The organism is Methylorubrum suomiense (assembly GCF_022179765.1).
Classification (GTDB): Bacteria; Pseudomonadota; Alphaproteobacteria; order Rhizobiales; family Beijerinckiaceae; genus Methylobacterium; species Methylobacterium suomiense.
The window spans coordinates 325280-337419 of record NZ_BPRE01000005.1 but is presented as its reverse complement, the minus strand read 5'-3'; the positions used below and the strand labels follow the sequence as shown (position 1 = coordinate 337419).

Annotated in this window: 9 protein-coding genes; 5 read left to right on the top strand and 4 right to left on the bottom strand. The window is 69.4% G+C overall.

Annotated elements, in window-relative coordinates; translation table 11 throughout:
* Window positions 1-57 precede the first annotated feature (57 nt).
* Window positions 58-717 (top strand): FecR family protein, encoded by a 660-nt coding sequence (locus tag MFF26_RS10470; RefSeq protein WP_137831080.1) that lies wholly within the window; start codon window positions 58-60, stop codon window positions 715-717.
* Window positions 718-876: 159 nt separating this feature from the next.
* Here the strand turns inward: MFF26_RS10470 and MFF26_RS10465 are convergent, their stop codons facing one another.
* Entirely contained in the window at window positions 877-1725 is an 849-nt protein-coding gene (locus MFF26_RS10465; RefSeq protein WP_238307953.1) for a LysR family transcriptional regulator, read from the bottom strand.
* A 98-nt stretch (window positions 1726-1823) separates the two neighbouring features.
* Here MFF26_RS10465 and MFF26_RS10460 point away from each other — a divergent pair, with 98 nt between their 5' ends.
* From MFF26_RS10460 to MFF26_RS10445, 4 genes are all read left to right on the top strand, one after another.
* Complete coding sequence (locus tag MFF26_RS10460; protein WP_137831082.1) at window positions 1824-2228, top strand: tautomerase family protein; 405 nt, start codon at window positions 1824-1826, stop codon at window positions 2226-2228.
* A gap of 101 nt (window positions 2229-2329) precedes the next feature.
* On the top strand, window positions 2330-3457 hold the full coding sequence (locus tag MFF26_RS10455; protein ID WP_171015556.1) for an alpha/beta hydrolase: 1128 nt from the start codon (window positions 2330-2332) through the stop codon (window positions 3455-3457).
* Window positions 3458-3870: 413 nt separating this feature from the next.
* Window positions 3871-4113, top strand: a complete 243-nt coding sequence (locus MFF26_RS10450) for a hypothetical protein (RefSeq protein ID WP_137831083.1) — start codon at window positions 3871-3873, stop codon at window positions 4111-4113.
* 345 nt (window positions 4114-4458) lie between these two features.
* Window positions 4459-6318 carry an ABC transporter ATP-binding protein gene (locus MFF26_RS10445; protein WP_238307952.1) on the top strand — a complete coding sequence of 620 codons (1860 nt, stop codon included), beginning with the start codon at window positions 4459-4461 and terminating at the stop codon, window positions 6316-6318.
* A 43-nt stretch (window positions 6319-6361) separates the two neighbouring features.
* Here MFF26_RS10445 and MFF26_RS10440 read toward each other — a convergent pair whose 3' ends face one another.
* The 3 genes from MFF26_RS10440 to MFF26_RS10430 form a co-directional block, all read right to left on the bottom strand.
* A complete protein-coding gene (locus MFF26_RS10440) occupies window positions 6362-8425 on the bottom strand; it encodes a YgiQ family radical SAM protein (protein ID WP_238307951.1) in 2064 nt (687 codons plus the stop codon).
* A gap of 254 nt (window positions 8426-8679) precedes the next feature.
* Window positions 8680-9255, bottom strand: coding sequence for an invasion associated locus B family protein (locus MFF26_RS10435; RefSeq protein ID WP_171015557.1), 576 nt, complete (start codon window positions 9253-9255; stop codon window positions 8680-8682).
* A gap of 52 nt (window positions 9256-9307) precedes the next feature.
* Complete coding sequence (locus MFF26_RS10430) at window positions 9308-11527, bottom strand: YadA-like family protein (protein WP_137831086.1); 2220 nt, start codon at window positions 11525-11527, stop codon at window positions 9308-9310.
* Window positions 11528-12140: the final 613 nt, after the last annotated feature.

Below are 12140 nucleotides of genomic sequence, written 5' to 3'. Positions count from 1 at the left end.
AGCGGCAGGCACATCTCGGTTCACGACAGAATTCTCTCCGTCGAATTTGACTTCGCCATGTCGTCTGCTCATCCCAAGGGACTGACCATGAAATATTGTGTGCTTGCCTGCACTGCAGCCGCTCTGGCGGGTGCGGCATCCCCCGTCCTCGCCGCGCCGAACACCATCGGAGCCGTCGAGAAGGTCCAAGCCGAGGCATCGGCCACGCAGAACACCACGACCCGCCCGTTGGCTGCCACCGCACCGGTGCTGTTCAAGGACAAGCTCCGCACCGGCCCCGGCGCGAGGCTGGAGGCCAAGCTCGATGACGGCACCGTGCTGACGCTCGGCGAGAAGGGCCGCATGACCGTCGACGAGTTCGTCTACAAGCCGGGATATCTCGGCGGTGCGATGAGCGTGAAGGTCGCGCAGGGCGCATTCCTGTTCGTCGGCGGCAAGATCGAGGGGCCGACCGGCGGCAACGTCGTGATCGAGACCCCGGTGGGGACGCTGGGCGTTCGTGGCACAACGGTGTGGGGCGGCCGCATCGACGGTGGCTACGGTGTGCTGGTGCTCGACGGAGAGGTCGAGGTCCGCACGAAGCGCGGCGCGGTGCTGCTGAAGAAGGGTCAGGGCACGATGGTCTATGACGGCAAGGCCCCGGCCCAGGCCGGTGCGTGGCCCGAAGATCGGACGAACCGGGCCGTGCAGACGATCAGTTTCGCCAAAGCGCAGTAACGAGACCGGATTGTTTCCTGACTGCGATGCTGTCACCGGAGCGCCTGCGGGCGCTCCCTGGTCAGCATTCCGACGAAGGGGAAACCGGTTCGTCGCGAGAATGCGCGGCGATATGAGCGAACCCGGGACGCGTTCTGGCCCAACAGGGTCGGGCGCCGCTCACGCACCCCGCAACATGGACTGCACCGCAGCCTCCAGCGCCCGTGCGGCGGTGCCCGCCGCCGGGGAGTTGGCACGGGCGAACATCACGATCTCCGAGGGCGGCAGCGCGGGAAGGCCGTAGCGCGCACCCGCGTCGCTCATCCGCCCCGAGGCGACCGCCCCCATCGGGGCGATGCCGAGACCGGCCCGCACCGCAGCGACCAATGCGCTGCAAGAGCCGCCGACGAAGGCTTCGCGCCAGGGCCGATGGGCGGCATCGAGATGGCGCACCGCCATTGAGCGGACCCCGCAATTGGGACCCAGCGTGACCAGGGGGATCGGCCGATCCGGAGCAACGACATCGTCGTCCGTGGATCGCCAGCCGAGGGGGTCGAGACCCAGCACCTCGCCGTCCGCGCCCCCCGCCTCGCGCCGGATGATGACGGCGTCGAGTTCGCCCTCGTCGAACGCCGTGCGAACCTGCTGCGACAGGCCCAGGCGCAATTCGACCGCGCTGCGGAGGGGCAGGGCGGCGCGCACGTGCCGGATCACGTGCTCCAGCCCGGTGCCCAGAGCGTGGTCGCTCGCCCCGATGACGAAACGCACCGTCGGCGCGTCGTCGAAGCGCATGGCATCGTCATGCGCCGCCAGCAGCGCCCGCGCCTTGGCAAGGAAGGACAGCCCGTCCTCGGTCGGTCGCACGAAACGCGGCGTGCGCTCCAAGAGCTTGCGGCCGAGCGCCGCCTCCAGCCCCTTGATGCGGGCGCTCACCACGGGCTGCACCGTGCCCGCAGCCTCCGCCGCCCGCGTCAGGTTTCCGAACTCGACCGCGAGAATGAACAGGCGCACCGAGGCGAGATCGAGCATGATATGATTCTGCTATGGTAAGGACAGTAGATCATAGCGTTCTGCGTTGATGCGACAACGGCCAGATTGCTCCTGCGATTCACGCCCAGGAGGCTTCCATGCCGATGATCATCGTCCGCTACGTCACGCCCACGCCCCGCCCCGAATTGCGCACCCGCATCGCCGAACTGGCCGCACGTCTGGGCGCGGAAAAGCTCGGTAAGGATCCGGGCGTCACCGCCATGCTGATCGAGGAGGCCGACCCCCAGGGGTGGTTCATCGGCAGCCGGCATCCCACCGACGAGGGTCTGTCGGCCTTCTGGATGGACTTCAAGATCACCACCGGCACCAACACCAAGGACGAGACCACCGCGTTCGTGAAGGCGGCGTTCGAGGGGATGGAGGCTCTGCTCGGGCGGCTGCACGAGGAATGCTACGTGCTCGTCCATGCCGCCGACGGTGACGCCTACGGTTACGGCGGCCGTACCCAGAACGGCCGATGGGCGGTGGCCCATCCGGGCTGACCCTCATGCTCCCGCTCAGCCGACGTGACGCCCTCGCGGGCGCCGCCGCGCTCGCCGTGGCAGCGGGCGCCCCACTCCCACCTCTGCGCGGAGACGCCGCCATGTCCACCTCGACCGACGACGATCCGACGCTGCCCGGCCTGCGGCAGCGCCGCCTGCACGATATCGAGGGTATGAGCGTGCGGATCTTGGAGGCCGGGTTCGAGACGCCCGGCCGTCCCCTCGTCCTGCTGCTGCACGGCTTTCCGGAACTGGCCTGGAGTTGGCGCAAGGTGATGCCGGCGCTGGCGCAGGCCGGCTTCCACGTGGTTGCGCCGGACCAGCGCGGCTACGGCGGCACCACCGGCTGGGACGCCCATGCCGATCCGGCGACGTTCCGCACCCACGCCCTCGCCCTCGACGCTCTGCGGATCGTATCGGCGCTGGGTTACCGCTCGGCGGCTGTGGTCGGCCACGATGTCGGCGCGATGGTCGCGGCCTACGCCGCCCTCGTCCGCCCGGACGTGTTTCGCTTCCTGACGATGGTGAGCTTCCCGTTCGACGGACCGCCCGCGCTCCCCTTCGACAATGCCGACCATGCGGCCAACCTGCCCGGCCCATCGCTCGCGGAAGAGCTCGCCGCGCTGCCGCGCCCGCGCAAGGACAGCATGGCGTTCTTCGCCTCGCCCGAGGCCGAAGACGACATGCTTCATCCGCCGCAGGGCCTGCATTCCTTCCTGCGCGCCTATTTCCACGTGAAGAGCGCGGATTGGCCGGGCAACCACCCGCATCCGCTCGTCAGCGGCTCCGCCGAGGAACTCGCGACACTCCCGACCTACTACATCATGGACCGGGCGCTCGGCATGGCGGCGACCGTCGCCCCCGACGCGCCGAGCCCGGAACAGGCGGCGGCCAACCGGTGGCTGCCGGATGCCGATCTCGCGATCTACGTGCGGGCGTTCCGGCGCACGGGGTTTCAGGGCGCGCTGAACTGGTTCCGCTGCCATACTGGCGCGATCGGGCGGGCGGAGATCGCGTTGTTCTCCGGTCGGAGGATCGAGGTGCCGACGCTCTTCATGGCAGGCACCGCCGATTGGGGCAGCTACCGCAAGCCCGGTGCGCTCGAACGCCTGCGGACGACCTACCCGAAGCTGATCGGCACGACCTTCATCGAGGGGGCGGGCCATTGGGTTCAGCAGGAGCAGCCCGAGCGTTTCACGTCCCGGCTCATCGATGTCCTCCCGAGGTAAGGGAGGGGGATGAAGTCCCGATGCCGGGACATCCTGTCCTCGCCGGTCCGGTCATCGCGTCGATCTTTTGCGGCGAAGCCGAGCCGTGCACCCCGATCACGTCGAGGCGCCGTCGACCGGCCGTGCGTCGGATCTCGATCGGGGTCGCCGCCATCGTCATCCTCCGCGGCAGGAGCGGTTCCCGGAAGGGCCTGACCGACATCCGGCGTGAGACAGCCGGGTCGAGGACGCGTGAGGAAACGAAGTGCCGTGCCGCCTTGGGCGCTCCGCCTCTGACGACCATCTCGATGAGGCGCAGCACCTGCCCGAGATCGATCGGGCGGCGCCGTGAAAGGGCGTAGTTGTGGCCTCCGCCGGCAATACCTGCCAAGGAGGGGGGCCACGCACTCGATCGAGAGGGGACCTGTTGCAGGATGCCGATCAAGGCTCTGAACGACCGTAAGAAGCTGTCGAGCGACTTCAACGAGGCCAACGATGCGTTCATCGATGCGGTGCTGGGCGCACTGCAGGCGGGCCAGATCCCGCTCGATCTCGCCCGGGCCTACCTCGCGCATCCGGTGGCGATGATGCAATCCGATGGCGCGCAGGCGGTCGCCAACTACTTCGAGCGGATCCTGTCGCAACGCCCCAACATCGACTGGACCCCGGGAGGCTAAGGTTGCGGCTTGCAGCCTCTCTTTCCTGTTCTTCGGCACGCCGCGTTGGTTCAGCGGTGGCGTGACGGCAATTCGTCGAGTGGTCGCGGTCACCCGCAGACATGCCGTCGCGCGGTTTCAGGCCGCGTCGCTTCCGAGCGTTTGCATCACTGATGCCGCGGGCCGGGTGACGCTGGCTGGGAGCCGGAACGCGCCGTCGGACCATTCGGTACCGGTCGGCGACCACTTCATGGGCGCCAACATGTCGTGTGCCGCCGCCGCCTCGGACCCGGTAACATTCCTGCTCGGGACGGGTTCACCGCCCTTCGACACAGCAGGGAACGCCCGAACGGCGCGAAGTACGGTTTGCTTCCATCATTCATCGAGCGGCTTCGCAGAGCAGCCGCGGCACGGATCGGTCCGCTGCGACACTTTCCGGCACTCTTCCGGCTCGCCTGGTCGACGAACCGCACCCTGACGCTCCTCAGCATCGGGCTGCGCATCGCCCGCGCAGCGGTGCCCGCCCTCACGCTCTACGTCGCCAAGCTCGTCGTCGACACGGTCGTGGCCGGGCAGTCCGATGCCGCGGCCCAGGCGGGCGCCGCGGCCTGGGTGACCAGTCCGCTCCTGCGGCAGGTCGCCTTACTGATCGGGGCCGAACTCGCGCTCGCCCTCGCTTCCGACCTGCTCGGGCGTGCAACGAGCCTCGTCGATGGGGTGTTGGCCGAGATGACCGGCAACGCCACCACGCTTCGGCTGATGGCGCATGCCGCCACCCTCGATCTCGCCCAGTTCGAGGATCCCGCGGTGCAGGACGGGCTGGAGCGCGCCCGGCGCCAGGTCGCTTGGCGTGCGAACCCGATGGGCCAATTGCTGGGCCAGCTTCAGGATGGGCTCACGGCCCTCTCGCTGGCGGTCGCCGTCGTCGCGTTCCTGCCGTGGCTCGTCGTGCTGCTCGTGCTCGCCCTGATCCCGGCCTTTCTCAACGAGCTCCATTTCAACCGCCAGGGCTATCGCCTCGCCTATCAGCGCTCGCCGGACCGGCGCGAGGGCGACTACATGCGCCAGCTCGGGGCGGGGGCCGAGAGCGCCAAGGAGGTCAAGCTCTTCGGCCTCAGCGGCTATCTCGCCGAGCGCTTCGGCGGACTCGCCGCCCGGGCACTGCGCGAGAACACCCGCCTCGCCCGTCGCCGGGCCGTCGCCGGTGGACTCTTCGCCAGCCTCGGCACGCTCGCCTACTATCTCGCCTACTTCGTGATCGTGCTGCGGACGGCCACCGGCACGTTCAGCCTCGGCGATCTGACGTTCCTGGCGGGCGCTTTCCTGCGCCTGCGCGGGCTGGTCGAGGGATTGCTGCTCGGCCTCTCCCAACTCTCGGGCCAGGCGCAGTATCTCGACGACCTGTTCGCGTTCCTCGCGCTCCGGCCCCGCCTGTCCGTGCCGGAGCATCCCGCGCCGTTCCCGACGCCGATCCGCGACGGCTTCGTGTTCGAGGCGGTGGGCTACCGCTATCCCGGCGCGGAGCGATGGGCGGTGCGCGACCTGTCCCTGACGATCCGCGCCGGCGAGGTCGTGGCGCTGGTGGGCGAGAACGGCAGCGGCAAGACCACGATCGTCAAGCTCCTGGCCCGGCTCTACGACCCGACCGAGGGGCGTATCCTGCTCGATGGGCGGGATCTGCGCGATTACGACCCCGATCTCCTGCGAACGCGCATCGGCGTGATCTTTCAGGACTTCGTCCGCTTCGATCTCACGGCGGGGGAGAACATCGCGGTCGGACGCATCGCCGCGCGGGCGGATGTGCCCCGCATCGAGGGCGCGGCGGCGCGCGCCCTGGCCAATTCCGTGGTCGGGCGGTTGCCGGCGGGCTACGATCAGCGGCTGGGGCGGCGCTTCGAGGACGGGGTCGATCTGTCCGGGGGCGAGTGGCAGAAACTCGCGATCGCGCGCGCCTACATGCGCGAGTCCGAGGTCCTGGTCCTGGACGAGCCGACCGCGGCGCTGGATGCGCGCGCCGAGGCCGAGGTGTTCGCCCGCCTTCGCGCGCTCGCGCTCGGCCGCACCGCGCTCCTGATCTCGCATCGCTTCTCGAGCGTACGCCGCGCCGACCGGATCGTCGTGCTCGGGGACGGCCGGGTGCAGGAGGCCGGCACGCACGAGGAGTTGGTCCGCAACGGCGGGCGCTACGCCGAATTGTTCGAGTTGCAGGCGGCGGCCTACCGGTAGGCCGCCGCCCCTCGCTCATCGAGCGACCGGACGCGGAAGGTCGTCAGGATTTCAGGGGCACGCCCTTGGTGGTGAAGCTCTGCCCTCCGCCGGGGCGGTACACGGGGCGCGGCTGACCGCGCCCCTTGCCCGCCCCCTTGCCTGCGCCCAGGCCTGTTCCCGGCGGCTGCGAGGACGGCACGAGCTGGTCCGGCCTCGGCCCGATCAGATCGGCGCGGCCCATCTCCCGCAGCGCCTCGCGCAGCAGGGGCCAGTTTTCGGGGTCGTGGTAGCGCAGGAACGCCTTGTGCAGCCGGCGCTGCCGCAGGCCCTTGATCGCCTCGACCGGCTCGCTGCCGCCGCGCCGCACGCCTTTCAGCGTGTTGACTTCGGTATGGTACATCGCCGTCGCGGTCGCCATCGGCGAGGGCAGGAAGGTCTGCACCTGATCGGCGCGGTAGTCGTTCTTCTTGAGCCAGAGCGCGAGGTGCAGCATGTCCTCGTCGGTCGTTCCGGGATGGGCGGCGATGAAGTACGGGATCAGGTAATACTTCTTGCCGGCCTGCTTGGCGGCCTCGTCGAACATCTCCTTGAAGCGGTCGTAGGTGCCGATGCCCGGCTTCATCATCAGGTCGAGCGGCCCGCGCTCGGTGTGCTCGGGCGCGATCTTGAGACGGCCGCCGACATGGTGAGTCACCAGCTCCTTGACGTATTCGGGGCTGCGGACCGCCAGATCGTAGCGCACGCCGGATGCCACCATCACCTTCTTGACGCCCTCCACCTCGCGGACCTTGCGGTAGAGCCGGATCAGGTCGTCGTGCGAGGTGTTCAGGTTGGGGCAGATGTCCGGGAAGACGCAGGACGGCAGCCGGCAGGCCGCCTCGATCTTCGGATCCTTGCAGGCCATCCGGTACATGTTCGCGGTCGGACCGCCGACATCCGAGATCACGCCGGTGAAGCCCGGGGTCTTGTCGCGGATATGCTCGATCTCCCGCAGGATCGAGCCCTCCGAGCGGTTCTGGATGACACGGCCCTCGTGCTCGGTGATGGAGCAGAAGGTGCAGCCGCCGAAGCAGCCGCGCATGATCGTCACCGAGAACTTGATCATGTCCCAGGCGGGGATCTTCGCATCGCCGTAGGACGGATGCGGCGCGCGGGCGTAGGGCAGGTCGTAGACCGCATCCATCTCGTCGCCGGAGAGCGGGATCGGCGGCGGGTTCAGCCACAGATCGCGGTCGCCGTGGCGCTGGACGAGCGGGCGCGCATTGCCGGGATTGGCCTCCCGGTGCAGCACCCGCGAGGCGCGGGCATAGGCCTCCTTGTCGTCCTTCACCTCGTCGTAGGCGGGGAGCCGGATCACCGTGTCGCCGGGCTTGCGGGCGGCGGCCTCGTCGGTGGAGTCGAGATCGTCGGCGGGCAGTTCGGTGTAATGCTCGGGCACGCGGCGGAACAGGGCGACGCCGCGGACCGAATCGAGCGCGCGCGGTGCCTCGCCGGCCGCGAGGCGGTGCGCCACCTCGACCACGGCACGCTCGGCATTGCCGTAGATGAGCAGATCGGCCTTCGCATCCGCTAGGATCGAGCGGCGCACCTTGTCCGACCAGTAATCGTAATGGGCGATGCGGCGCAGCGACGCCTCGATGCCGCCGAGCACGATCGGCACGTCCTTGTAGGCCTCGCGGCAGCGCTGCGTGTAGACGATGGTGCAGCGATCCGGCCGGCGACCGCCCTCACCGCCGGCGGTGTAGGCGTCGTCATGGCGCAGCCGGCGGTCCGCCGTGTAGCGGTTCACCATCGAATCGAGATTGCCGCCGGTGACGCCGAAGAACAGCCTCGGCCTTCCCAACGCCTTGAACGGCTCCGCCGATTGCCAGTCCGGCTGGGCGATGATGCCGACTTTGAATCCCTGCGATTCGAGCAGCCGGCCGATAATGGCCATGCCGAAGCTGGGATGATCCACGTAGGCGTCACCGGTCACCAGAACGATGTCGCAGGCCTCCCAGCCGAGCGCCGCCATCTCGGCGCGGCTCATCGGCAGGAACGGCGCCGCCGCTCCCGAGGGGGGCGGTTTGCAGACCAACGGGGATACGGGAGCCACGGATCGTTCGGCAGAAGAACAGAGTGCCATGGGGCCACTGCATAGGCCAATGGGGCCGCAAGCTCAACGAAGGTCGAGGGGCTGAAGATCGCAGCTGGCCTGTCACGGCTCAGCTTCGCGTCCTGCCTGAGCCGGGAGCAGAACCGGGACAGCAGCCGAAAAGCGGATTGTTTCTCGGGGCGCCCTCGCACGCGAATTCATCGATCGGGGCCGATCTTCGCCCGACATCGAAACTTGCCGGAACGGGCAACGCCTTCGTTCGCCGGAACGCGACGGGATCCGCCTTAGCGGATGCTCGCCATGGCGGCCTTGAGTCCGTCGAGCGAGGTCGTGAAGGCGATAGGTTGCCCCCCCTCGGCGGTCCCGTAGTGGATGGCTGCGGTCGCGCGCGACCGGATCCCCCGCACGAGCCGGGCGTCGAGGGGCAGGAAGCCCAGGCACAGCTGGGCGTCGCACCGGTCGAGGCGGATCACGCTCCGGGTCGCGTCGACGGTGATCGCCACCGTGCGGGTCGCGGCATCCTTCACCGGCGCGCGCAGGACGAAGACGGGCTCGCCGCCCGAGGTCGCCGCCAGCGACCAGCTGAAGACGAGCGAGCCGTCCCCGGCGAGGATCGTCTGCGAGACGTTGCAGACGCGGGTGCGCTTGGCCTCGTCGCAGATCAGGGTCCAGCCGGAGAAGGTCTGGATGACCCGGCGGATCCCCGGCTCGGCCGAAGCGCCCTCGGCCGGCTTGATCCGGAAGTCCGGCTGCGGCGCGGCGGCGGCGTCGCCGTCCGGTAGGCGGCCGCGCAGCTGCGCCGCCGCCGGCGCCGATGCCAGCAGCGACGCGGCGAGGATCAGGCCCGCCGTCCCGCTCACGCGCGATGGCGGGCGCCGATGCCCTCGGGACGACCGATCCACGCGCGGCGCCTCAGTTCAGGGTGAAGCTGGCGCCGGCACCGACGCCGAAGTCGCGTCCGGCCGTCACGCCGGTGGCGTTCACGCGCGCCGAGCCGTCCGGCAGGGTGTAGCCGAGGCCGAACGAGGCCGCCGATTCCCCGCGCCAGACGCCCCCGCCCGCCGCGACGCTGAGCTTGCCCGGACGGTCGTCGAACCGCAGCGCCGCCGCCGCGAGCCCGATCGCCGCCCCGCGCCGCGCCTCGGTGCGGACATCGCCGATCTGACGGTTGAGATCGGCGAGCTGGCTGCCGAAGCCCGCCATCTGGTTCTGCAGCGGCGCGACGCGCTGGTCGGTATAGGTCGCGGCGGCGGCGAGCGTTTCCCGGGACTTGGCATCCGTGTAGGCGATGCTCTCCCCCTTGGCCCGGATCACCTGTCCGAAATTGGCCGCCTCCGTCGTCGCGATGCCGTCGGCGACGTTGCGGATCAGGACGGGCTTGTTCGGATCGGCGCCGGCCAGGGTGAGGGATTGCCCCCGCCCGCCGGTGGCCGGGTCGACATCGTAGGCGACCGTATAGGTGTCGAGCGCCCCCAGTGCCGCGCCGACATTGTCGTAGCTCTTGCCCTGCACCGCGTAGCGCGGCTGCGTCAGGCGCCCGTCCGCCCCGAATCCCGAGCCGCCGCCGAGCGCGGCCGCAAGCTGGTCGCCCGTCGATCGGAGCTGGCGGAGATTGACCGCGTCGGTCTCGGCCGTGCCGCCCGCGACATGGGTGATCTGCCGCTCGCCACCCGCCGTGCCGACCGAGACCGCCCCGGCCACCGACGCGACGCTCGTGCCCGAGAAAGCCTCCCGGCTGCCCCGCAGGCCCGCCCGATCGGCGACCGCGCCGGAGCCAAGGGCGACACCGCCCGCCGTGCTGGCGACGGACCCGGCTCCGACTGCCACACCCTCGCTGCCCGTCGCCCGTGCCACGTTGCCGGTGCTGTTGACCGCGACGTAGCGGCTGCCCGAGCTGGTCATGTTGGTCACGGCGGTGTCGAGCGTGCCGAGCGCCGAGCCGACATCGCCATAGGTGTTGCCCTGCACGGTGTAGCGGGGGCCGATCAGGCTGCCATCGGCGCCGAGCCGGGCACCGCCGCCGAGCGCGGTTGCAGTGGCGGACAGTCCGACCTGAAGCTGCCCGCCATTGATCGCTTCCTGGCTGCCGGCGGCGATGCGGCCGTTGCCGACGCCCGTCAGCGTGCGGGCTTGGCCCGTCCCGCTGGCGAAGCCGACGGTGACGCCGTCTGTGCTCGCCCCGACGGTCAGGCCGCGGCTCGCCACGTCCTGGCGCACGAGACCCGTACTGCCCGATCCGATCGCCAGCGAAAGGTCCGCAACGGCCGCGTTGGTCGCGGAGAGTTGGCCGCCATTGACGGCGTCGGTCGAGCCGGCGACGACGCGCCCGTTCGCCACGCCCTGCAACGCCACCGGGCCGCCCGGGCCCCTGCCGGACAGGTCGATTCGTCCGGTCGCCACGCCATTCACATCCGGCACGTACTGAACGGAGAGGGCGTTGGTGGCGGCGAGCGCCGAGCCGACATCGCCGTAGAGGCGACCGCCGACGCTGTAGATCGGCGCCGTCACGGTGCCGGTCACCGCATCGAGGGCTGCGCCGCCGCCGAGGCCTCGCACGAGGGCGCTCCCGCTCAACCGCAGCTGGCCGAGGGTCGCGGCGTCCGAATCAACCGTGCCGCTGGCCAGGCCCGACAGGCGGCGGTTGCCCGCAAGGCCGGTGATGTCGATCTGGGTGCCGGCGCTGGCCGAGGCGATGGTGACGGTGCGGCTCGTCGGATCCTGCTGAACGAGGCCGATGCTGCCGTCGATGATCGTCCGGCGCAGGCCGGACAGGTCGGTCGTTGCGGCAGCAATGGCGGCGGCATTGGCCGAGAGAGCCCGATCCGTGGCGCCGAACGCGTCGCCGACGCTGCCGTGGCCCGTGCCCTGAACGACGTAACGGGGCGCACTGATCGTTCCGTCAGCGGCGACGGTGGCGCCTCCGCCGAGCGCGGTGGCGGTGCTCGCCGCCGTTCCCAGGAGTTGACTGCCGATGATCGGGTCGGTCGCGATCACGTTCACGCCCGCCGCTTGCGCCCATGCCGGCGCACAGCACAGCGATCCGAGCCCGAGCGTCAGTGCGGTGGTTGCCAGCAGGTCGCAGCCATTCGGCCGAAAGCGCAGCAGGTGGGAAAGCCGAAACAGAGCAGACATGCGGGCAAGTCCATTCAACACGGCGTTGACCGCAACGCCGCGGCAATTCGAGGCTATCGAGGGCGTCTTGTGCGGCCCAAGATCGGTTTCTGGGTATGTCTAAAGGCAGGTTCGCAGCGTCTATTGCGGCTAAGGCAATACGGTGCAGACGATTTGTTGCATGGCGTCTTGGATTGAGGTTCGCCAAGTAAAGTTAATGGGCAATTAATCGAGTCAGTATTTTGGCTTGGCGGTCAAAAACCGAGAAACATATTCCAGATTTTGATGGCATGATTGCGAAGTTTGATGAGAGGGACTTTTGCGAATTTGTATTCAATGGCTGCGGTGACAGGGAGGAAGACGTTCGCAAGGAAGCCTCGGCCTGATCGAGCGTGACCCTGGACCGGCTCTCGGGGCATCGATCGAAGACGCTCGATTCCCGTTTTTCGTCCCATCCGGATCTTCGGGGACAGCCTCCTGAGCCTTCGCCTTCGAGGTAAGACTTCGGAGAGGGGGAGCGGGCTGGCTGCCCGAATGGGCGTGGCCAGGTGACCCGTCTGTTGGCGGATGTCACGACGGCGTGCGTCGGATGTTGCCCCGCCCTCAGGGACCCTACCCCGGAGGACGGGCACCC

What these genes read in the sequence shown, in the direction of transcription:
- MFF26_RS10470 (WP_137831080.1), top strand. Translation starts at nt 58, where the DNA reads ATGTCGTCTGCTCATCCCAAGGGACTGACCATGAAATATTGTGTGCTT.
- MFF26_RS10430 (WP_137831086.1), bottom strand. Translation starts at nt 11,527, where the DNA reads ATGTCTGCTCTGTTTCGGCTTTCCCACCTGCTGCGCTTTCGGCCGAAT.
- MFF26_RS10450 (WP_137831083.1), top strand. Translation starts at nt 3,871, where the DNA reads ATGCCGATCAAGGCTCTGAACGACCGTAAGAAGCTGTCGAGCGACTTC.
- MFF26_RS10460 (WP_137831082.1), top strand. Translation starts at nt 1,824, where the DNA reads ATGCCGATGATCATCGTCCGCTACGTCACGCCCACGCCCCGCCCCGAA.
- MFF26_RS10440 (WP_238307951.1), bottom strand. Translation starts at nt 8,425, where the DNA reads ATGGCACTCTGTTCTTCTGCCGAACGATCCGTGGCTCCCGTATCCCCG.
- MFF26_RS10465 (WP_238307953.1), bottom strand. Translation starts at nt 1,725, where the DNA reads ATGCTCGATCTCGCCTCGGTGCGCCTGTTCATTCTCGCGGTCGAGTTC.
- MFF26_RS10455 (WP_171015556.1), top strand. Translation starts at nt 2,330, where the DNA reads ATGTCCACCTCGACCGACGACGATCCGACGCTGCCCGGCCTGCGGCAG.